The 20,635-nt window shown below is 63.0% G+C and carries 19 protein-coding genes; 7 read left to right on the top strand and 12 right to left on the bottom strand.

What is annotated here, in order from left to right; all coding sequences use genetic code 11:
* Nucleotides 1-18: 18 nt before the first annotated feature.
* From ACFQ6H_RS18985 to ACFQ6H_RS19005, 5 genes are read right to left on the bottom strand one after another with little or no spacing between them, the layout of a single operon-like run.
* Entirely contained in the window at nt 19-429 is a 411-nt protein-coding gene (locus ACFQ6H_RS18985) for a nuclear transport factor 2 family protein (protein WP_378535202.1), read from the bottom strand.
* A gap of 9 nt (nt 430-438) precedes the next feature.
* Entirely contained in the window at nt 439-1,302 is an 864-nt protein-coding gene (locus ACFQ6H_RS18990) for a TIGR03619 family F420-dependent LLM class oxidoreductase (protein ID WP_378535204.1), read from the bottom strand.
* Between the two features lie 35 nt (nt 1,303-1,337).
* Entirely contained in the window at nt 1,338-2,519 is a 1,182-nt protein-coding gene (locus tag ACFQ6H_RS18995; protein ID WP_378535206.1) for a thiolase domain-containing protein, read from the bottom strand.
* Nucleotides 2,519-3,589, bottom strand: a complete 1,071-nt coding sequence (locus tag ACFQ6H_RS19000) for a thiolase domain-containing protein (RefSeq protein WP_317551508.1) — start codon at nt 3,587-3,589, stop codon at nt 2,519-2,521. Before ACFQ6H_RS19000 ends, ACFQ6H_RS18995 begins: the two co-directional genes overlap by 1 nt.
* Nucleotides 3,590-3,599: 10 nt before the next feature.
* Nucleotides 3,600-4,577, bottom strand: coding sequence for a Zn-ribbon domain-containing OB-fold protein (locus ACFQ6H_RS19005; protein WP_019746979.1), 978 nt, complete (start codon nt 4,575-4,577; stop codon nt 3,600-3,602).
* Between the two features lie 73 nt (nt 4,578-4,650).
* On the opposite strand from ACFQ6H_RS19005, the gene ACFQ6H_RS19010 reads away from it, so the two are divergent.
* A complete protein-coding gene (locus ACFQ6H_RS19010; RefSeq protein ID WP_378448954.1) occupies nt 4,651-5,688 on the top strand; it encodes an LLM class F420-dependent oxidoreductase in 1,038 nt (345 codons plus the stop codon).
* Nucleotides 5,689-5,860: 172 nt separating this feature from the next.
* The gene (locus ACFQ6H_RS19015; RefSeq protein WP_378647898.1) at nt 5,861-6,835 is read left to right on the top strand and encodes a hypothetical protein; all 975 of its coding nucleotides are present in this window, start codon (nt 5,861-5,863) and stop codon (nt 6,833-6,835) included.
* 107 nt (nt 6,836-6,942) lie between these two features.
* On the opposite strand, the gene ACFQ6H_RS19020 is transcribed toward ACFQ6H_RS19015, so the two are convergent.
* Nucleotides 6,943-7,767: a crotonase/enoyl-CoA hydratase family protein gene (locus ACFQ6H_RS19020; RefSeq protein WP_378547803.1), complete on the bottom strand. Its 825-nt coding sequence runs from the start codon at nt 7,765-7,767 to the stop codon at nt 6,943-6,945.
* A 79-nt stretch (nt 7,768-7,846) separates the two neighbouring features.
* Between ACFQ6H_RS19020 and ACFQ6H_RS19025 the strand changes: the two genes are divergently transcribed.
* Nucleotides 7,847-9,520 (top strand): acyl-CoA synthetase, encoded by a 1,674-nt coding sequence (locus tag ACFQ6H_RS19025; protein ID WP_378647900.1) that lies wholly within the window; start codon nt 7,847-7,849, stop codon nt 9,518-9,520.
* Nucleotides 9,520-10,635 (top strand): nitronate monooxygenase family protein, encoded by a 1,116-nt coding sequence (locus ACFQ6H_RS19030; RefSeq protein ID WP_003945863.1) that lies wholly within the window; start codon nt 9,520-9,522, stop codon nt 10,633-10,635. The genes ACFQ6H_RS19025 and ACFQ6H_RS19030 overlap by 1 nt, the downstream gene beginning before the upstream one ends.
* Nucleotides 10,636-10,690: 55 nt before the next feature.
* Here ACFQ6H_RS19030 and ACFQ6H_RS19035 read toward each other — a convergent pair whose 3' ends face one another.
* The 6 genes from ACFQ6H_RS19035 to ACFQ6H_RS19060 all read right to left on the bottom strand — a co-directional run bounded on the left by ACFQ6H_RS19035 (nt 10,691) and on the right by ACFQ6H_RS19060 (nt 17,233).
* Nucleotides 10,691-10,846 carry a hypothetical protein gene (locus ACFQ6H_RS19035; protein WP_230814877.1) on the bottom strand — a complete coding sequence of 52 codons (156 nt, stop codon included), beginning with the start codon at nt 10,844-10,846 and terminating at the stop codon, nt 10,691-10,693.
* Nucleotides 10,847-10,913: 67 nt separating this feature from the next.
* Nucleotides 10,914-11,651 carry a FadR/GntR family transcriptional regulator gene (locus tag ACFQ6H_RS19040; protein WP_007734278.1) on the bottom strand — a complete coding sequence of 246 codons (738 nt, stop codon included), beginning with the start codon at nt 11,649-11,651 and terminating at the stop codon, nt 10,914-10,916.
* A gap of 60 nt (nt 11,652-11,711) precedes the next feature.
* On the bottom strand, nt 11,712-12,530 hold the full coding sequence (locus ACFQ6H_RS19045; RefSeq protein ID WP_378647902.1) for an ABC transporter ATP-binding protein: 819 nt from the start codon (nt 12,528-12,530) through the stop codon (nt 11,712-11,714).
* Nucleotides 12,527-14,605, bottom strand: a complete 2,079-nt coding sequence (locus ACFQ6H_RS19050; protein ID WP_378647954.1) for a dipeptide/oligopeptide/nickel ABC transporter permease/ATP-binding protein — start codon at nt 14,603-14,605, stop codon at nt 12,527-12,529. Before ACFQ6H_RS19050 ends, ACFQ6H_RS19045 begins: the two co-directional genes overlap by 4 nt.
* Nucleotides 14,605-15,564, bottom strand: a complete 960-nt coding sequence (locus ACFQ6H_RS19055) for an ABC transporter permease (RefSeq protein WP_020906304.1) — start codon at nt 15,562-15,564, stop codon at nt 14,605-14,607. Before ACFQ6H_RS19055 ends, ACFQ6H_RS19050 begins: the two co-directional genes overlap by 1 nt.
* A 43-nt stretch (nt 15,565-15,607) precedes the next feature.
* Complete coding sequence (locus ACFQ6H_RS19060) at nt 15,608-17,233, bottom strand: ABC transporter substrate-binding protein (RefSeq protein WP_378647906.1); 1,626 nt, start codon at nt 17,231-17,233, stop codon at nt 15,608-15,610.
* 275 nt (nt 17,234-17,508) lie between these two features.
* Between ACFQ6H_RS19060 and ACFQ6H_RS19065 the strand changes: the two genes are divergently transcribed.
* From ACFQ6H_RS19065 to ACFQ6H_RS19075, 3 genes are read left to right on the top strand one after another with little or no spacing between them, the layout of a single operon-like run.
* A complete protein-coding gene (locus ACFQ6H_RS19065) occupies nt 17,509-18,567 on the top strand; it encodes a Gfo/Idh/MocA family protein (RefSeq protein ID WP_378647908.1) in 1,059 nt (352 codons plus the stop codon).
* Nucleotides 18,564-19,559, top strand: coding sequence for a Gfo/Idh/MocA family protein (locus ACFQ6H_RS19070; RefSeq protein WP_378535223.1), 996 nt, complete (start codon nt 18,564-18,566; stop codon nt 19,557-19,559). The genes ACFQ6H_RS19065 and ACFQ6H_RS19070 overlap by 4 nt, the downstream gene beginning before the upstream one ends.
* Nucleotides 19,556-20,614 carry a Gfo/Idh/MocA family protein gene (locus tag ACFQ6H_RS19075; RefSeq protein WP_378547796.1) on the top strand — a complete coding sequence of 353 codons (1,059 nt, stop codon included), beginning with the start codon at nt 19,556-19,558 and terminating at the stop codon, nt 20,612-20,614. Before ACFQ6H_RS19070 ends, ACFQ6H_RS19075 begins: the two co-directional genes overlap by 4 nt.
* Nucleotides 20,615-20,635 lie beyond the last annotated feature (21 nt).

The raw sequence follows: 20,635 nt of genomic DNA on the forward strand, positions 1-20,635 counted from the left end.
CGCTCGTACTGTGGGTTCTCAGGCTTTGCGTGCCGTCTTCATCGCACGATCCACTTCCCAGAATGCTCGAAGCGACGCGATCTGGCCGGCGTCGTTCACCCGGTAGACGAACACGCCTTCGGCGTCGATGATCGAGCCGCCGATGGTGGTCCGGATCTTGCCGATGTTGACGTTCTCGTTGCCGCACACCAGGGAATCGTCGATCAGAAATTCGAGCTTGTCCGCGTTCGCGATCGTCATGTCGTAGAACTTGGAGATCGCTTCGCGCCCGTGATGCCCTTTGCCTTCGGGATCGAAGCCCGACGGCCCGACCGGATCCTCCACCCAACCGTCCTCGGCGAAGAGGTCCAGCCAGGCTTCCTTGTTCTTGCCACTCGCTGCGGCGCGCGAAGCGTTACCCGCGACGCGGGCGGGGTGTTCGTCACTCATCGCGGCTCCTCAGTTGATGTACTGCTCGGCGAACTTGCGCATCGAATCCTGCTTTGCCTCCAGTGGGGCATCGAATCCGATTCCGTCGAAAACCCAAGGCACGGTGATGATGTCCGTGACGCCGGCGTCTTCGAGTTCGGCGTATCCGTCCTTGCCGAAACGGTCGATGCATACCGTCTGGATTTCGAACGGCTCGTTCTCGCGTCCGTACTCGGCGCGCAGTTCACGCAGTCTTGCGATGACACCGACCAGATCGTCGAACTTGATCATTGCCGACGTCCAACCGTCGCTCACGCGCGCAGCCCGTTTGAGTGCGACCTCGGTGTGGCCGCCGACGTAGAACGGAACCGGCTTGGTGGGAGCCGGACTCATCTGCAGGCGATCGAAATCGAAGAACTCGCCGTGATACTCGACCATGCCGCCGCCGAGAATCAGTTTGAGGACGTCGATCATCTCGTCCACGCGGGCGCCGCGACGCTTGTACGGCGCGCCGCACCACTCGAACTCTTCCGGAGCCCAACCGATTCCGACACCGAAGCCGAAGCGGTTGTTCGTCAGTGCCGCTACCGATCCGACCTGCCGCGCGAGCAGGACCGGATTGCGGCTACCGAGCTTGAGTACCTGGGTGTAGAACTCGATCTTCTCGGTCACCGCGCCCATTGCGGCCGCGGCGATCAGCGGATCGACCCAGGGGGTCTCGGCATTCCACATCCGAGACCCGTCCGGGGTGTACGGGTAATCCGCCGCCTGCGTTTCCATGAAGAACAGTGAATCGGGGAGAGCGATCGACGAAAAGCCGCATTCCTCGGCAGTTTTAGCAATACCGGCTAACTGGTCCAAGGGGTTCATGGCAACCCCGACGGTGTACTTCATCTTCGGCCTCTTCCTGATCGGCGTATGTGCTGCTGTTACGTGGTGGGACGTTCGGAACCGACGACCCACATCGAGAAGTACTGCGAGCCACCGCCGTACGCATGGCCGAGAGCCTTGCGAGCGTCGGCCACCTGGTGGTCACCGGCGCGTCGCATGACCTGCATCGCGGACTCGGCGAAACGGATCATGCCCGAGGCGCCGATCGGGTTGGAGGAGAGAACACCGCCAGAGGCATTGACCGGGAGCTTTCCGCCGATCGCGGTTTCGCCGGCCTCGGTCAGTTTCCAGCCCTGGCCTTCCTCCGCGAAGCCGAGGTTCTCGAGCCACATCGGCTCGAACCACGAGAAGGGGACATAGATTTCGGCGCAGTCGATCTCGTTCAGCGGATCGGTGATTCCCGCGGACTTCCACAGCGCGGCCGCGGCATCGCGTCCGGCCTGCGGATTGACCTGATCGCGTCCGGCGTAGAACGTCGGCTCGGTGCGCATGGCTGTCGCGTGGATCCAGGCGACGGAACGACCCTCGGCCTCCACCTGTGCGGCGGCTTCTTCGTTGCCGATCACCAGCGCGCAAGCGCCGTCCGAGGACGGGCAGGTTTCGTCGTAGCGGATAGGGTCCCAGAGCATCTGAGATGCCTGCACCGATTCGAAAGTGATGTCCGGCTGTCGCAGATGCGCATAGGGATTGAGGCTGCCGTTGAGCCGATCCTTCACCGCGACGAGGTAGCCGATGTGCTCCGGTGCGTTCGATCGACGAATGTACGAACGGACGTGCGGGGCGAAGTATCCACCGGCACCGGCGCCGACGGGCATATTGAACGGAACAGGTACGGACAGGGCCCACATCGCGTTCGACTCGGACTGCTTCTCCCAGGAAACCGTCAGAACCCGCTTGTGGACACCGGATTTGACCAGGCTGGAGGCAACGATAGCCGTCGAACCGCCTACCGAGCCGGCAGTGTGAACACGCAGCAACGGCTTTCCGTTGGCGCCCAGGGCATCCGACATGGCGAGTTCCGGCATCATCGAACCCTCGAACAAGTCGGGGGCTTTTCCGATCACGACGGCGTCGATGTCGTCCCAACCGACGTTGGCGTCGACCATGGCGGCGTCGATGGCTTCTCGGACCATGCCCGCCATCGAGACGTCGTGACGCTTTGCGACGTAGTGAGTTTGGCCGGTGCCGAGCACGGCCGCGAGTTGAGGCGTTCCGGCCATCAGTTCCGTCCCTCCAAGACTGCTACCAGGTTCTGCTGCAGCACAGGGCCGCTTGTTGCATGGGCCAGAGCGCGATTCGCCTGACCGTCGAAGATTGCCTTGGCGGCGTGGCCGATTCGTTCCAGACCACCGGCGAATAGTGGGTTGCCGCTGAGTGGACCGCCGGACGGGTTGATCGTGGTGGCGTCGGTCAGACCGATCGCTTCCTTCAGGATCAATTCCTGGTGAGTGAACGGTGCGTGCAGTTCGGCGACGTCGATGTTGCCGACCTCGCCGCCCGTTGCCGCCTTGGCTGCCGACGTAGTGGACGGCGACGTCGTCAGGTCACGTGCGCCCAGGTTGGGCGAGTCGATGCGGTGCTCGAGTCCGGTGATCCACGCCGGCCGCTCGCACAGGTCTCGTGCACGGGTGCCCGAGGCCAGGACGATTGCTGCCGCGCCGTCGGTGATGGGCGCACAATCGTGTGCGCGCAACGGATCTGCAAGGAATGGACTGGCGAGCAGGGCCTCGATGTCTACCTCGCCCGCGAGCTGAGCCTTCGGATTGCTCAGCGCGTGACGACGGCTACGAGCGGCAACCTCCGCCATGTCCTCTTGCGTCCACTTACCCGCGTCGAGTCCGAGCCGGGCTTGAAGTCCGGCGATCGAGACGGAGTCCGGCCACAGCGGAGTGACGAGGTACGGATCGAGCTGCATGGACAGGATCTTGCGCAGGTGCCCGGCGGAGGATTTGCCGAAGCCGTACACCAGCGCGGTCTCGACCTCGCCGGTCAAGATCTTGATCCACGCTTCGTAGAACGCCCACGCAGCGTCCATCTCGACGTGAGATTCGTTGATCGGCGGTACCGCTCCGATGGAGTCGATGGCCGAGATGAAGGAAAACGCTCGCCCGGCCAGGTAGTCGGAAGATCCGGAGCACCAGAAGCCGATGTCTGACTTGGTAATTCCCAGATCGCTGTAGAGCTGCTGGAAGCACGGGACGAGCATCTCGACGCCGTTGGTGGTGCCGTTGGTTTCGCGGACGTGGGGTGCCTGAGCAAAGCCCACGACTGCGATGTCTGCAGAAGTCATTTCAGGAGCCTCACAGGTGGTGTTGGAAGGTGGAGTACTCGGCGTCGGGTTCACCTGTCGGCCGGAAGTATTCGATGTTCTCGAGGGTGTAACCCCACTCTTCGCGAGGCTTCCACTTGGCTTCGACGCGCATGCCCATCCGTACGTCCGCGGCATCACATTCGAGAATCAAGTGCAGGAACGGAATGTCGGCCCCGTCGAGAAGCACGTACGCGGCCACGTAGGGCGGTTTGATTCGCTGCCCGAGGAACGGGACGTTGACGATGCAGAAGGTGGTGACAATTCCCTTGTCCGGCAGTTCGATCTGCTCGCTCGTCGGCTTCCCGTTGGTGGGATTCGCGCCGCGTGGGGGGATGTAGATCTTGTCTTCGGGTCCGCTGCGACCACCGATCAGCTTGCCCTCTGCTAGACCACGGAGGTAGAAGCTCTCCTCGGCTGAAGCGGAATGCATGAAGTGCAGGTCGACGGGCGTCGTGATCATGGTGACAGGATCGGCGCTGGAATCGACTGTCGCGATTCCATTTTCGCTCTCACCTGGTTCGAAGCACTCGATGTCCTTGATCTGCCCGATCCGCTCCGACGCCCAGCGAGCACGGACCCGCAGGCCGGTGCTGATGTCGTCGGGGGAGTCGACGTCGACTGCGTGGAGCATGGACGTGTCCGCGCCGTCGAGCTTGATCAGGGCCCACGCGAAGGGCTTCGTCAGGGGTTGCCCCTCGATGGGTTCGGGCATCCACGTCCAACTCACGACCGTTCCGCCGTCGGAGACCCCGACGAAGTCGGTCAGTGGTTCGGCCGTGTCCGGATCGAATTCCGGTGGCGGCACGAAGACACGACCGTTCGACCCACGGGCGCCGATTACCTTGCGATCACGCAGGGCAGTCACAAACGCGCCGATGGTCGGTCCCGTCGATCTGGTGTAGTCGAAATGGAGATTCAATGGTGCGCTCAGGGGCTTGTCGGCCACCCCGCTCTTTCCGATGGTCACAAGATCGAGTAGAACAGGTTCTAGAGATTGTGGCAAGAGTCACTTCTGATCACCGGCAATGTGGAGGCGTGCGATGAAGCTTGGGTTGCAACTCGGATACTGGGGCGCACAGCCGCCGGCAAACGCCCCGGAACTGATCGAAGCCGCCGAAGGTGCGGGATTCGACGCGGTCTTCGCGGCGGAGTCGTGGGGCTCGGACGCATTCACCCCGCTCGCCTGGTGGGGATCGCGCACCGAGAAGGTTCGGCTCGGTACGTCCGTCGTTCAGATTTCCGCGCGAACACCGACCAGTTGCGCCATGCACGCGCTCACTCTCGATCACCTGAACGGCGGGCGAACGATCCTCGGACTCGGCGTATCCGGACCCCAGGTCGTCGAAGGTTGGTACGGCCAGCCTTTCGAGAAGCCGCTGGCTCGCACTCGTGAGTACGTCTCGATCGTGCGCCAGGTTCTTGCCCGTGAAGCGCCCGTCACCAGTCCCGGACCGCACTACCCTCTGCCGTATGCGGGACCGGGCAGTTCGGGACTTGGCAAGCCGCTCAAGGCCATTACGCACCCGTTGCGTGCGGACATCCCGATCTGGCTCGGCGCCGAAGGGCCGAAGAACGTCGCGCTCGCCGGTGAAATCGCCGACGGCTGGCTGGCGATCTACTACACCCCGCGCCTGGCCCCGATGTACAACAAGTGGCTCGACGAAGGGTTCGCGCGCGCCGGGGCCCGTCGCAGTCGCGAAGACTTCGAGGTGGCCGCCACGTGCCAGGTCATCGTGACCGACGATCGCGCCGCTGCCATCGCCGCTCTCAAGCCGATGACCGCCCTCTACGTCGGCGGAATGGGCGCCCCGGAGTTGAACTTTCACGCGCAGGTCTACAAGCGGATGGGCTACGAGAAGGAGGTCGACGAGATCGGCCGGCTCTTCATGTCGGGCCGCAAGGACGAAGCTGCCGCCGTCGTCCCCGACGAGATGGTCACCGAGACCATGATCATCGGCAACGTCGACGAGGTGCGCGCCGACGTGAAGCGTTGGGAGGAAGCCGGAGTCACGATGCTGCTGGTGACCTGCCGCGACGCCGACCATGTGCGTGAGCTCGCGGCCGCGGTGGGTGGTTGAGCGGGGCCTGCCCTTTCTCGAGCGGTACCCCCCTTTTTTTTCGAGCGAACGGCACGTTCAGCGCATCTGAGGCGCTCAACGTACCTTTCGCTCGCCCAAAGTTATCCACAGGCACACCGAAACCCCAGGTCGGCGCGGGGGCCCGCGCTGCTGCTCGAGTCATGCTGCAACCATGCGGCGTGGAACGTGGGGCGATGATCTGGACGCGATTTACCGCGTCAGTCGAAGCGGAGTGATCCGAACAGCGGAGTTGGCGCGATTGGGCGTATCCAACTCCGCAGTGCACACCCGGTGTCGGGTGGGTGGACCGTGGCAGCGCATATTGCCGGGGGTCATCCTGCTCAGGAACGGTCAACCGACGCCACGTCAACGCTCGATCGCTGCGCTCATGTTGAGCGGTGACGAGTCCCTGCTGACTGGGCGATCTGCCATGTCGGAGTACGGATATCGAACGCACTCGGGGGATGTGCAGGTGCTCATCCCCATCGACCGTCGAGTTCAATCGGTCGGGTTCGTCACGGTAGAGCGCACTGTTCGATTGCCTGAGCCGGAGATTCGGAACGGTCTGCGCTGTGCGCCGCTGCCGCGAGCGCTACTCGACGCTGCGAGGCGGTGCAAGGCCCTCGACCCCACACGGGCACTCATCGCTGAGGCTGTTCAGCGCGGCGACGTCTCGGTGCGCGAACTTGCGAAGGAACTCGACGCCGGTAGCAGTCGGGGTTCCGCGCTACCTCGCGTCGTGTTGCGCGAAGTGAACGCGAACGTCCATTCGGTGCCTGAGGTCCACGCGCGAAAACTCTGGCAGCGGAGTGGACTGCCGGAAATGTTGTTCAACCATGAGATCCGGGATGCGAAGGGAGACTTCATCGCAATTCCGGACGGATGGATCGATTCGGTTGCCTTCGCGTGGGACATCGACTCGTTGGAATGGCATGCAGCGCCGACGGACTACAAGCGCACGGTGGAACGCCGGACGCGTATGCAGAATGCGGGAATCATCGTGTTACCGACGGTGCCCAGTTCACTTCGAACGGACCCCGATCGCGTGATCGAGGACCTGCGTGCGCACTACAGATTGGCGCAGTCACGTCCCCGGCCGCAGGTGTTCGCGAGGTCGAGATGGGTGAAATTGGACGAAACCGGCTGAGTGAAAGTGCCTTTCGGCGCACTGAAGGCGCCGAAAGGTACGTTCGCTCGGAAAGGGGGTGGGTGGGACCGAGAGGGTGCACCGAGAAGGGGGAGGGAAGGGGAGGCTTAGACGCCCTTGAACTGGGGCGCTCGCTTCTCGCCGAACGCCCGCGGGCCCTCCTTGGCGTCCGCGCTCATGAACACCTTCATGCCCAGCTGCGCGTCGATCTGGAAGGCCTCTTCCTCGTGCATGCCCTCGGTGTCGCGGATGGTCTTGAGGATCGCCTGGACGGCGAGAGGGCCGTTGGCACTAATCAGGTCGGCGAGCTCGAGTGCCTTGTCGAGTGCTTGGCCGTCCGGGACGACGTGGCCGATGAGTCCGATCTCCTTGGCCTCCGGAGCCTTGATGTGACGGCCGGTGAGCAGGATGTCGGCTGCGATCGTGTACGGAATCTGGCGCACCAGACGCACTGCGGATCCACCGAGCGGGAAGAGTCCCCACTTGGCCTCGGAGACGCCGAACTTGGCGCTCTCACCCGCGACGCGAATGTCGGTACCCTGCAGGATTTCGGTTCCGCCGGCGATGGCTGCACCCTCGACGGCGGCGATCAGCGGCTTGGTCAACCGACGACCCTTGAGAAGGCCTTCGATCTTGGACATGTCGACGCCACCGCCCGCGAAGGAATCTCCCGGCGGCTTGGCGGACATGTTCTTGAGGTCGGCGCCGGCGCAGAAGTCGCCGCCCGCCCCGGTGAGGACGGCGACGCGGATCTCGGGGTCGTTGTCGACCTGGTCCCAGGCATCGACCATGATCGCCATCATCTCGCCGGTGATGGCGTTCTTACGCTCGGGGCGGTTCATGGTCACGATGAGGACGTGACCGCGCTTCTCCACGAGGCAATGCGGCGCGGTTTCCGAAATGTCTGATTTTTCGGTCGTCGAAGTGGACACTGATGGCTCCTGGCGGGTCTGTGAGCTGGCTCTCAAATTGGGTCTTGCCAGAAACGGTAACACGTTCTACTTTGATCTCGTGGCCCTTAACATCGCAGACTTCGTAGAGCACGCAATCGACCTCGTTCCGGACCGCGTTGCGCTGGTCTCGGACAATCGCGAGTCGACTTATGCGCAGTTGGAGGACCGGGCGAATCGCCTCGGTCACTACCTGCGTGAACATGGCGTTCAGCCGGGTGACAAGGTCGGCATCTACTGCCGGAACGTCATCGAGGCGATCGAGGCCATGGTCGCCGTTTTCAAAATCCGGGCCGTGATGGTCAACATCAACTACCGGTACGTCGAGAACGAGTTGCAGTACATCTTCGACAACTCCGACATGGTTGCGCTCATTCACGAGCGCCGCTACTCGGACAAGGTCGCGAACGTCCTGCCGAACACTCCCAAGGTCAAATCCGTCATCGTGGTCGAGGACGGCACCGATCTGGACTTCAGTGCCTTCGGCATCGGCTATGAGGACGCACTCGCGCAGAGTTCGGGTGAGCGCGATTTCGAAGAGCGCAGCAACGACGACATCTTCATGCTCTACACCGGCGGCACGACCGGTAGCCCCAAGGGCGTCATGTGGCGTCACGAGGACTGGTGGCGTGTGCTCGGCGGCGGCATCAACTTCGTCACCGGAGTCCCGGTCGAGGACGAGTACGAGATGGCAAAGGTCGGCGCTGCCAACCCGAGCATGATCCGCTACCCGATCCCCCCGATGATTCACGGCGGCTCCCAGTCGGCGGTGTTCCACAGCCTCTTCGGCGGCGGAACCTGTTTGATGCACCCGGAGTTCGACGCCCACGAGGTGTGGCAGAACATCGACAAGCACAAGGTCAACCTGATCTTCATCACGGGCGATGCAATGGGCCGCCCGATGCTCGACGCACTGATCGCCGGAAACCCGGAGACCGGTGAGCCGTACGATCTTTCGACGCTCTACGTGATGGCCAGCAGTGCTGCCCTCTTCTCGCCGAGCATTCAGGAGCAGTTCCTCGAACTGCTGCCCAACCGTCTGCTGACCGACTCCATCGGCGCGTCCGAGACCGGCTTCGGCGGACTGGCAGTATTGAGCAAGGGGCAGAAGCACACTGGCGGTCCGACAGTCAAGATCGACGCCTCCACAACGGTTCTCGACGACGACGGTAACGAGGTCGAGCCCGGTTCGGGCAAGCGCGGCATGCTCGCTCGCAGGGGCAACATCCCGCTCGGTTACTACAAGGACGAGGTCAAGACGGCCGAAACCTTCCGCACGATCAACGGTGTTCGTTACTCGATCCCCGGCGACTACGCGCAGGTCGAAGCCGACGGCACAGTCACGATGCTCGGCCGCGGTTCGGTGTCCATCAACAGCGGCGGCGAGAAGGTGTACCCGGAAGAGGTCGAGGGCGCTTTGAAGGCGCACCCGGACATCTTCGACGTGCTGGTGGTCGGTATCCCCGACGACCGGTTCGGTCAGCGCGTTGCCGCAGTGGTTCAGGTACGCGAAGGCACGTCGCCGACGCTGCACGACATCGCCACCGCAGCACGCAAAGAGATTGCCGGATACAAGGTTCCGCGCAGCGTGTGGTTCGTGGACCAGATCAAGCGCAACCCGGCAGGCAAGCCCGACTACCGCTGGGCGAAAGCCGAGACGGAATCGCGCGAGGCTGACGATCACAACGGAAACGGCGCTCCTGTGGCGTCACCGGCAGAAAGCGTGGAAGCCTGATGCGTTCGGATCTCGCCGACAAGTTCGGCATCGAATACCCGATCTTCGGATTCACTCCCTCCGAGCACGTCGCGGCCGCCATCAGTCGCGCGGGCGGTCTTGGTGTTCTCGGTTGCGTCCGGTTCAACGACCCGGAAGAGCTCGAAGCCGCACTGACGTGGATGGACGAGAACACCGACGGTAAGCCGTACGGCGTCGACATCGTCATGCCGGCCAAGGTGCCGACCGAGGGCGGCGCCGTCGACCTCGACAAGCTCATTCCGGAGGAGCACCGCGCCTTCGTCAATCGCACACTCGACGAGTTGGGTGTGCCGCCACTTTCCGACGACGTCGAGCATGCGACCGGCGTACTGGGATGGCTTCACTCGGTGGCGCGATCTCACGTCGATGTTGCTCTGGGACATCGGATTGCGTTGATCGCGAATGCACTGGGATCGCCCCCGAAAGACGTGATCGATCAGGCACACGAGAAGGGCGTGCCAGTGGCAGCACTGGCCGGCGCCGTCGAGCATGCACGTCGTCACGTCGAGAACGGCGTCGACATCGTGATTGCGCAGGGCTACGAGGCCGGCGGTCACACCGGCGAGATTGCGTCGATGGTTCTGGTTCCGGAAATCGTTGATGCACTCGGCGATTCGGCTGCCGTGCTGGCTGCCGGCGGTATCGGCAGCGGCCGTCAGGTGGCTGCTGCACTCGCGCTCGGTGCGTCCGGAGTGTGGATGGGCTCGTACTGGCTCACCACGTCCGAATACAAACTCGGCAGTGCATCGGGCGAAGGCCCGTCCGCTATTCAGCGTGCACTGTTGGGCGCGACGTCGGCCGACACCGTACGTTCGCGCATCTACTCGGGTAAGCCCGCTCGGTTGCTCAAGACCAAGTGGACGGAAGCCTGGTCGAACCCGGGAGCACCGGCGCCCTTGCCGATGCCGCTGCAGAACCTACTGGTCAGCGACGCTCATCAGAGAATCGCTGCATCGGAGAACCCGGAAGTTGTGGCAATGCCTGTCGGTCAGATCGTGGGACGGATGAACGAAATCCGCCCGGTCGCCGAGGTCATGGCCGAGCTGGTGTCAGGGTTCGAGGACGCGCGAACCCGACTGGATTCGATGAAGTAGTAGATGACACGTACGTATGCCCTCGGCCGAGTTTCGGTCGAGGGCATACGTCGTTTCAGCCGGCGAGGTCGTCCGGTCCGACGCTGTCCGACAACCATTCTCCGCGGCTGAGAACGCCGTCGTCGCGGCGACGTGCGATCACGAAAATGACCAAGGCGGCAGCGAGGACAACTGCGAGAACGCGCGAAGGCGTCAGGTTCGGGTTCTTCATACCCGTAATTTTGCCGGAAGAACGGGCGCGATGGTGAGACAGCGGAGCAAAATTACGTGTTTCGAGATTACTGCGCTTCGGACGCATGAAGACTGGCGATCCGCTCGCGCAGGCCACCGAAGTGCACATCGAGAGTGTGCGCCGCCTCGACTGCATCACCCGTACGGATCGCGTCGAGAATCGCACGATGCTTCGACGCGATGTCGATCAGTGGCGTATCCGAATGCCCGATGGCCTGCTGGATCTCGCTGTACACCTGCCAGAAGACGTCCATCAACTGAGCGAGGACCTGGTTGTCGAGCGGGGAGTACAGGCGGGAGTGAAAGGTCGCGTCGATGTCGGAGAAGTTCTTCCCGGCGGCGGCACGGACCTCCATACCGGTGACGAGTTCGTCGAGGTCAGCATGGTCGGCCGACGTCATCTCGGCCATCGCCGCACCGATCAGTCCGGTCTCGAGTGCTTGACGAATGTCGACCAATTCCATCGCCTCGTGCCCGGTGCCCTGCAAGGACAACCGGCCACGGAAGGTCAGACCGTCGGCGAGAGCGTCGAAGTTGCTCGGGGCGACGAACATTCCGAAGCCATGACGGATTTCGACGACGCCCAAGGCCTGCAGAACCTTGAGCGCCTCCCGGAGCGTGTTCCGGCCGATTCCCAATTCCTCGGACAGTTCGGCCTCGGTGGGCATCGGGTCGCCGGGGGAGAGTCTGCGTTCGAGGATCAAGTTCATGATGTCCGTCTGAAGTGCGCGCATGCGGTTTTGCGCGCTGAAACGAGCGCCCTGTGTGCCACTCCGGACAGACATCGATTCCCCTTTTCTGATACGAACGTCCTTCATCCTATGTCCGGTCATCCGCTCCATTGGTCAACCCACGTCAACGGTGCGTTGCAGGAGACTGGGCGCCGCACCCAGCAGTTTGGCCGTATACGCATCCGACGGGTTGTCGAATACTTCCTGCGCCGTTCTCTGCTCGACGATCCGCCCGGCGTTCATGACGACGATGGTGTCGGAGACGTACCGCACCGTCTGTATGTCGTGCGAGATGAACACCATGCCGAGCCCCAACCGAGCCTTGATGTCGCTGAGCAGGTTCAGGATCTGCGCGCGCACCGAGACGTCGAGAGCCGACGTCGGCTCGTCGGCCACGATGACGTCGGGTTCGAGCGCGAGTGCACGTGCGATCGCGACACGTTGACGCTGACCGCCGGAGATCTGGCTCGGGATGACTTCGAGTGCAGATTGGGGGAGCCCGACCAAACCGACCAGCTCGCGAACTCGGGCGGTCCGGCTCGCGCGGTTCCCGATGCCGTGGACGTCGAGTGGATCGGTGAGGATGTCGGCCACCGTCATTCGCGGATTGAGTGCGGTAGCCGGATCTTGGAAGACAATCGAGATCGCCCGCCCGAACTCCTTGCGAACGCCCGCCGACCGGGTCAGAGCGCTTCGGCCGCGGAAGACCACGTCGCCCGACGTCGGTTTCTGCAGTCCGACCATGACTTTCGCCAGAGTGGACTTGCCACAACCCGACTCGCCCACGATGCCGATCGTCGTCCCTCGTCGTACGTCGATACTGACATCGTTGACCGCGTGAACCGTGCCGGGTTTGAAAAGTGATCCCGAACGGGTCTTGTGGACGACGTGAATGTTCTTCAGTTCCAGGATGGGTGCTTCAGCTGTAGTCATCGCACGCTCTCCAATTCCGATTCTGCATGTGCGGGAGTCGCGGACTGGTTGGCGAACCAATGCTCGGTCCCGTCGATACGGACCATCTCCGGCTTTCGCAGGGGATCGGAGTCCGGGCGAGTGGAACGCTCGGCGAAACGGTCTCCCGGCGCGAAGTTTCCGGGTGAGGGCACAGTTCCCTGAATCTGATGCAGTCGCGGCGCTTCGTCCTCGATCGAGAGAACGGCACCGAGAAGGCCCTGGGTGTATTCGTGGCGGGGATCGACGAGCAGATCGCTTGTCGGGGCCGACTCGACGACCTGACCGGCATACATCACCGTGATCTTGTGGGCCAGCGAGGCAACCAGTGCCAAGTCGTGGCTGACGAAGACCATCGCAAAACCCAGCTTTTCCCGAAGGTCGTTGAGCAAGTCCACGACCTGAGCCTGGACGGTGACGTCGAGAGCAGTGGTGGGCTCGTCCGCGACGATCAACCGCGGACTACGGGTGAGCGACATGGCGATCAGGACGCGCTGACGCTGACCGCCGGACAACTCGTGCGGGTAGCTGGCGAGAGTGCGTACCGGATCGAGTCCGACGAGTTCGAGCAGTTCCTCGGCTGTGCGGGTACCGCCACGCTTGGTGAGCTGTTTGAACTGGGCGCGGATCAGCATCGCCGGATTCAGTGAGCTCAGCGCATCCTGGTAGATCATGGCCATGTCGTGCCCGCGCAGCTTGTTTCGCTCCCGGTTGTTCAGCTCGAGGACGTTGACTCCGTCGAACAGGATCTCGCCGCTCACCACTGCCGTCTTGGGTAGCAGGCCCATGATCGCCAGCGAGGTGAGCGACTTTCCGCAACCGGACTCGCCGACGAGCGCCATCGTCTCGTTCGGGCGGACGGTGAAGCTCACGTTGTCGACGATCGCCGTGTCTCCGTAGCGTTCCGGGAACCGGATCGTGAGATTGCGGACCTCGAGGAGTGGCGCTGCATCGCCCTCGTACACAAGACGATCGGAGCGAGATTGCTCGGTTTCCGCCAGGATCTTCAGGTGAGTTTCGAGAGGCGTCGGCTCCGCGGCCGGCTCGAGAGCATCTTTCACGACGCTCGGGTCGGCGAAGTCGTCGGACAACTCCGGAGTGTCGGCGCTCAGTGCCGCTTCGTCCTCCAGAATGAGTTCGTTGGAGGTCTCCTCCGCTGCGGCGGTCTGCGCTGCTTCCAGTGCAGAGGGCGTCTTCTTGGTCTTCTTCAGGCTCGGGTCGGCCATCGCGTCGGTGAGGCCCTCGGCGAGCACGTTGAGGGAGAGCACCGTCAGCAGAATGAGCAGTCCGGGGAACACCGTTGCCCACCAACCACCGAGAAGGACCATGTTCTTGCCGTCGGCGATCACCGATCCCCAAGACGGATCCGGGGGACGGACACCGGCGCCGATGAACGACAGGCTGGCCTCGAGCACGATGGCGTCGGCGACCATGACAGTGCAGAAGACGAGAACGGGCGCAGCACAGTTGGCCACGACGTGCTTGACGACGATGTGCGAAGTTCTTGCGCCGATGACCTTTTCGGCCGCGACGTAATCCTCGCCGTACTGAGCGAGAACGTTCGCCCGAACGACGCGGGCAACCATCGGTGTGTAGAGGAACGCGATAGTGACGATCAGAACCGGGATGGAACCACCGAATGCTGCGACGAGTACGGCAGCGAGCGCGATGCCCGGGAACGCCATGACCACGTCGAGCACACGCATGATGGTCTCGTCGACGCCTTTTCGGCTCGTTGCGGCCACCGATCCGATGAGAGCGCCGGCGCACAGTGCGAGGAAGGTGGAACCGAGACCGATGGTCAGTGACCAGCGTCCGCCGTAGAGCAAGCGGCTGAACAGATCTCGGCCGAGACTGTCCTGTCCGAACCAGTGTGCGGAGCTGGGGCCGGAGGTACCGACCGCCTGTTCGAGCGGCGTGTACTGCGTGATCAGCGGCGCGAACAGGCAGGCGAGCACGATGATCGCGAGAACGGCCATCGAGAGCCAAGCCGAGAGGGGGAAGCGAGAAAAGGTGATGCCGGGTCGCGAAAGCTTCTCGGTGAGTTTTCTTCTCATCATGCTGCGCTCCGAAGTCGTGGATTGACGAGCAGGTAGAGGATGTCGACGGCGAGGTTGACGACGACGAAGCCGACCGCGATGACGATGACAACACCCTGAACGACTGCGGGGTCACCGTTGGTGACGCCGTTGATCATCAGCTGACCCATGCCGGGCAGGCCGAAGATCTGCTCGATGACCACAGCGCCACCGAGGAGATAACCGACTCGTAGACCCAGGACGGTGAGCGGGTTGATCAGCGCGTTACGCAACACGTTTCGGCCGATCACCACGTGATAGGGCAGGCCGCTGCCGATCGCGGTTCGGACGTAGTCCTTGTCCAACTCCTCGACCATGGACGTACGGATGATGCGCGTGAGTTGTGCTGCGACGGGCAGTGACAGGGACAGAGCGGGGAGTGCCATGTACCAGAGCCAGTCGGTGACGGAGTCGCTCGGATTGACGTATCCACCGGTGGGGAACCATCCGAGCTGGACGGCAAGATACTGAATCATCAGCAGTGCCAACCAGAATGACGGTGCAGCCACACCACCGAGTGAGATCACTCGGATGACCTGATCCGGCCAACGATCGCGGAACAGTGCACTGGTGACGCCGAAGATCAGTGAGAGCACGATGGCGATCACCAGTCCGAGAACCGTGAGCTGAATGGTCAGTGGCAGAGCGGTGGAGATCGAATCCAACACCGGGGTACCGGAAATCAGACTGTCACCCATGTTGCCGCTGACCAGATCGGTCACGAAGTGAACGTATTGCAGCGGAAGCGGATCGAGCAGTCCGTTCTCTTCTTTGAACTGCTGCAACTGCTCCGCAGTCGGGTTGCCGCCGTTGAACGCCGCGGTTGCGGGATCGGTAGGCGCGAACTGCATCACGATGAAGACGAAAGCGATGATGCCGAGGATCAGGGGGATCAGTATCAGTAATCGCCTGATCAGCATAGGGAGGACTCTTGCCATCGGGGGATCTCTCAGTTGTGGGAAACGGCCGAGCGCACGGGTGTCAGGCCGGCTTCGCCTGAAGCAAGTTGACGCCGGGGTACGGCAGCGGAGTGACGTCGGCGATCTTCTTCGGATCCCACGCCGTCAGGAGTTCCTGATGGAGAACCGGGTAGTAGACGGCGTTTTCGGCGATCTGGTTCAGGTACGACTGCACGAGGGTGCTGCGCTTGGCCGGGTCGGTCTCGCGGGTGGCCTCGTCCATGGTGGCGTAGATCTTCTGCGCCTCGGGGGTGTCGTCCCACTTGGCGTAGGTCTTCGTCCACAGGCCGCCCTTGCTGTACGTGTAGCGGACCAGCAGGTCGACGTCGCTGCCGAATGCCTGCGGGTTGGACGTACCGGCGGCGATCTGGAACTTCTGGCCGCTGTTGAGCTTGCTGACCATGGCGCTGGTGTCCTGCGGTTCGAGTGTCGTGTTGAATCCGACTGCGTCCCAAGACTCTTTGATGGTCGGCAAGCAGTCGGCCAGCCAGCTGACGTTGGTGGAGAGCAGTGTCAGGTCGAGACCACTGACGCCGGCGGCAGCGAGGAGCGAGCGCGCCTTGTCCGGATCGTAGGAGTAGACCGTCGACGCTCGCGCGTAGTCGGGGTTGCGCTCGTACAGGTAGCTCGAGGCCGGTGCTGCCTTGCCGCCGAGGGCGATCTCGATCATCTTCGGGGTGTTGATCGCGTAGAACATCGCCTGGCGAACGCGAACGTCGTCGAACGGTGCCTGGGTGGTGTCGAAGAGCAGGTACATGAGGTTCATGCCCGGGTTGCCCTCGACTGTGCGCCCACCGGAGGTGAGGGTGGGGACGTTGGCGACAGGAATGTTGTCGGCGAGTTGTGCACCGGCGTTATTGCCCGAGACTCGTGCGATGCGTGAGGAGGTGTCGACGATGGACAGCCAGTTCATGGTCGCGAAGTTGGCCGGACGCTGCCCGTTGTACGCCTCGAAAGCCTCGAAAGCGGTGTTGCTCTTGGGAGTATGGCTCTTGAGCTTGTACGGACCGGAACCGACGACGAGCGCCCCGGACTTGGCCTCGTCCCAATGCCCGTCGAAGACGTGCTTGGGCATGATCTTGGCGATCGAGAGACGCTGCGCGGCAGCGCTGAACGGGTAGTTGAAGTTCAGGGTCACCGTCTGGTCGTCGACCTTGGTGACGGACTGCAACCAGGAGGAGAAGAAGGAGCGGATCAGTACATTCTGCTGCGGATCGAGGATGCGATCGAAGGTGAAGACGACGTCGTCCGAGGTGACGGGAGTGCCGTCGTGCCAGGTTGCGCCTTCGCGGATCTTCATGGTCCAGCTCGAGGCGGTGGCGTCGGTCGGGACAGCCTGTGCGAGCGCCGCATACGTCTCACCGGTGCCGGGATCGTTTTCGAGCAAGCCCTCGTAGACGTGGTTGACGGCTGCCATGAGGAAACCGGATGCAGTCTGCATCGGGTCGAAGCTCTGGTCGTTTCCGTATCCGATGGCGGTGGTCAGATCGCCGGTGCTCGCGGAACCGCCGACAACCGAGGTCGACGACGGGCCGCCGCCACAGGCTGCGAGAGTCGCGGTGATACCTGCTGCAGCTCCCAACAGCCCGGTGTACCGGAACAGGTCTCGGCGGGTGAACGCGGAGCTCAGCGGTCGTTCGTTCTTCAAGGCGGCCTCCAAGGCGGGGAGCGGGACATCAAGGCGAGTGGATAGGGGATGTCCTATGTTCGACGTCCGATGTTGCGTAACTTACATTGTGGATCAGAAAGCGTCTAGAGAATCTTCTGAACTCGCGTCGCCCAACTTCGCCTCTCGGCGGGTTTCGACGCGGAAATACTGCCTCTACCTGCATAGATGAAGACTGTGTTACCGACCTCGAATTGACGGCCGATGGCGCTGGCCGTATAACATAGGACATCCCTCATCCAATCTTTGGAGACTTCATGACCCGATACAAAGTCGGTGTGGTCGGTTGCGGATTCTTCGGTAGTTCCCTCGCTCGCGAGCTTGCTGCCCATCCACGTTTCGAACTGGCGATGCTGTGTGACCGCGACTTCGAGCGGGCAAGGGACGTCGCCGCGGAGTTCTCGGCAATCCCGACAGACGATCACGACGCGGTGGCTGCCCACCCGGACGTGGACCTCGTTGTCGTCGCAACGCCCAATCACGCGCACGCAGAACCTGCCATCGCAGCACTCGAACACGGCAAGGCAGTTTTTGTCGAAAAGCCACTCGCCGTCGAACTGGTCGATGCGCACAACATGATCGCGAGCGCCGACGCGAGCGGTTCACCGTTGATGGTCGGGCACATCATGCGGATGATGCCGGGTGTACGACGGCTGGCGGACCTGCTGACTTCGGGGGAACTCGGGGAGGTCGCTGCCATCGAAACGTCGCGCTCACGATGGATCGACACCGGCGGCGCAGATCCACAGTGGTGGAAGCTCGACAAGAGTCGAACAGGTGGAGAACTGACTCACGAGATTCACGAACTGGACCTGATGTGCTGGCTCGGCGGCGAGGTGACTGCCGTGTCGAGCATCGCCACCGCGGATGACGGCTTCCGCAACACTGTGGTCTCGTTTGCCGGCGGCGCGATCGGCAGACACACCATCTCCACGCGTTCACACACCTCGTCCTGGGAGCTGACGGTCAATGCCGCCGAAGGCTCGGTCCACGCGGACTTCCACACCGGCCGGGTTAGCCGACTGCGCGGGGGACAGGTCGGAGAGTCGTGGCCGATCTTCGACGTCGACGCCGAGAACCAATCCTTGATCGACTCCGCCAGCAGGGCGCAGAAGTACAACTCGGGCAACGGAGGATCCTCGTTGTGGATGCAGGCTGCGATTCGCCACGAAATCGACGAGATGGCAGCAGTTCTCGACGGCAAGGCTGATCCCCACTCACCGTTGACATACGCACGCGAACGCGCACTCGTCGTCGCCGAACAGGTACGACTCGGTGGCGGCCAACCGGCAGCGTTGTCGGGACGTGCGAAGTGACCGTGCGCGTAGCCGTCATCGGGAGCGGAGGAATCGCGCGGGACCACGTCAGCGCTCTGGCGCGCATCCCGTCGGTCGAGCTCGCCTACGTATTCGGCAGTGACATGGACCGGGCGGCATCGGTCGCGGCGTTGGCTCCAGGCGCGAAGGCCAGTACCGATCTGGCGAAGATTCTTGCAGACCCGACGGTCCACGCGGTCAACGTCGTCGGGGCCACTCCCGACCACGCGCCGGTGACGATCGCCGCCGGTCGCGCGGGAAAGCATGTACACGTGGAGAAACCGGCCGCGCTGACAGTCGCGGACTTCGACGCCATGGTCGAGGCCACCGAAGGTGGCGGCACCTCACTGATGGTCGGACAGACCGTACGATTCCAGCCGTCGATCACCTCGATCGGAAACTCGGTTGCTCGAGGCGCTATCGGCGACCCCCGGTTGATCCACCTCAGTTGGTACACCGGCCACGTCTGGCCCGGAGGTTGGCGAGGCTGGCAACACGACAAGGCACGCTCGGGTGGTCACCCCGTTCACAACGGAACTCACGCACTCGACTTGGTGACGTGGCTGATCGGTCGTCGTCCGATCCGCGTGTTCGCTCGTAGTTTCCCGACTTTCGCGGCTGGGATGCCCGTGCACGACAGCTTCCATCTGACTGTCCGCTTCGAGGACGGATCACTGGCGCTCATCGAATTGGCATACGCACTACCACAATCGGGAAAGATGGTGCGCCGGATCGTGGTGTCCGGGACTTCCGGCACACTCGCGCACGACACCGGAGACGACCCGGGACTGATGACGGACACGACCAACGCGCCGCCGTCGTCGATCGAAGATGCGATGGCGCATCAGATGCGCCACTGGATCGCCACTCTCGACGGTTCCGCGACCCCGATAGTCGAGAACTGGCAGGTGCGTGCAGCTCTCGCGACTGCCGTCGCTGCCCAGCAATCGCTCGACACCGGCCGCGCTGTCTCGATCGGAGAAAACCAATGACCGGCACCGGTTCGATCCGCGTCGGATTTGTCAGCGGCGTCAGGCATGCCGGCTCCTATGCGGACCTGTTGCGTTCCGATCCTCGAGTGAGCCTGGTCGGGGCCTCCGACGAATCCTCGGTCCCCGATTGGATTCGTGAGGACGGAATCGCGATGGCAAAGGCCGCAGACATCGAGTGGATCGACGAACTAGGCGAGCTGCTCGACCCCGAACGGATAGACCTGGCGATCATCTGCAGTGAGCCGACCAGGCATGCACGGCTTGCGATTGCCGCATTGAACGCGGGACTCGACGTCCTCGTGGACAAGCCGGTGGGCATCGACGAGGCGGAGGCAGCGGCGGTTCAGCAAGCCGCACGGTCGAACGGTCGAATCTGTACGGTGGTGAACCGCACTCATTCACCTGCGTTACGGCGACTGCGCCGCTGGATCGATGCCGGGAACCTCGGGCTGCCGCGCCACGTGGACATCGAGTTCCTCGCAAGCGGAACACATTTCGCCACCTCGGTGGAGCGTCCCGAACTGGTGGTGGATCCCGCGCTGTCCGGCGGGGGAGAAGTAGTGAACTTCGCCGGTTACGCTGCCGACTACCTCAGGTACCTCACCGGCTTGGACGTCACCGAGGTATATGCCGAAACGAGCACTCTCTACGGCGGGGCCCACGAGCAGTTCGGCGTCGAAGACACGGCGTTGATCTCGCTCGCCCTGGAAAACGGCGTCACCGCGACGGTGACCGTCGGAAGAATTCCCGCAGCACCGGGTTTCGGCGCGAATACCGCGACGGTTCGGGTCCTCGGCTCCCACGGATACGCGAGTTCCGACGACGACAAACCCGCGGTGACCCACTTCGCATCCTCGGGAGACGTGACCGCACTACCCATCGGCGGCTTCGGTTCCGACAACGCGGTGTCGAGCTTTCTCTCTCACCTGCTCGATCGACTTCCCACACGGACCGCACCCGACTACACCGTGGCAGACGCCCGCGCGTCGATGCGCGTGATCGATGCTGCCTATCTGTCCGCCTCGAGCGGTCAGCCGGTCTCCGTTTCTCCCTGACAGCCGCACCACAACTCAATC

The organism is Rhodococcus sp. NPDC056506 (assembly GCF_042794945.1).
Taxonomy (GTDB): Bacteria; Actinomycetota; Actinomycetes; order Mycobacteriales; family Mycobacteriaceae; genus Rhodococcus_F.

Coding starts and splice junctions, on each gene's coding strand:
- ACFQ6H_RS18985 (WP_378535202.1), bottom strand. CDS start 429: ATGAGTGACGAACACCCCGCCCGCGTCGCGGGTAACGCTTCGCGCGCC.
- ACFQ6H_RS18990 (WP_378535204.1), bottom strand. CDS start 1,302: ATGAAGTACACCGTCGGGGTTGCCATGAACCCCTTGGACCAGTTAGCC.
- ACFQ6H_RS18995 (WP_378535206.1), bottom strand. CDS start 2,519: ATGGCCGGAACGCCTCAACTCGCGGCCGTGCTCGGCACCGGCCAAACT.
- ACFQ6H_RS19000 (WP_317551508.1), bottom strand. CDS start 3,589: ATGACTTCTGCAGACATCGCAGTCGTGGGCTTTGCTCAGGCACCCCAC.
- ACFQ6H_RS19010 (WP_378448954.1), top strand. CDS start 4,651: ATGAAGCTTGGGTTGCAACTCGGATACTGGGGCGCACAGCCGCCGGCA.
- ACFQ6H_RS19015 (WP_378647898.1), top strand. CDS start 5,861: ATGCGGCGTGGAACGTGGGGCGATGATCTGGACGCGATTTACCGCGTC.
- ACFQ6H_RS19030 (WP_003945863.1), top strand. CDS start 9,520: ATGCGTTCGGATCTCGCCGACAAGTTCGGCATCGAATACCCGATCTTC.
- ACFQ6H_RS19035 (WP_230814877.1), bottom strand. CDS start 10,846: ATGAAGAACCCGAACCTGACGCCTTCGCGCGTTCTCGCAGTTGTCCTC.
- ACFQ6H_RS19040 (WP_007734278.1), bottom strand. CDS start 11,651: ATGTCTGTCCGGAGTGGCACACAGGGCGCTCGTTTCAGCGCGCAAAAC.
- ACFQ6H_RS19045 (WP_378647902.1), bottom strand. CDS start 12,530: ATGACTACAGCTGAAGCACCCATCCTGGAACTGAAGAACATTCACGTC.
- ACFQ6H_RS19050 (WP_378647954.1), bottom strand. CDS start 14,605: ATGAGAAGAAAACTCACCGAGAAGCTTTCGCGACCCGGCATCACCTTT.
- ACFQ6H_RS19055 (WP_020906304.1), bottom strand. CDS start 15,564: ATGGCAAGAGTCCTCCCTATGCTGATCAGGCGATTACTGATACTGATC.
- ACFQ6H_RS19065 (WP_378647908.1), top strand. CDS start 17,509: ATGACCCGATACAAAGTCGGTGTGGTCGGTTGCGGATTCTTCGGTAGT.
- ACFQ6H_RS19075 (WP_378547796.1), top strand. CDS start 19,556: ATGACCGGCACCGGTTCGATCCGCGTCGGATTTGTCAGCGGCGTCAGG.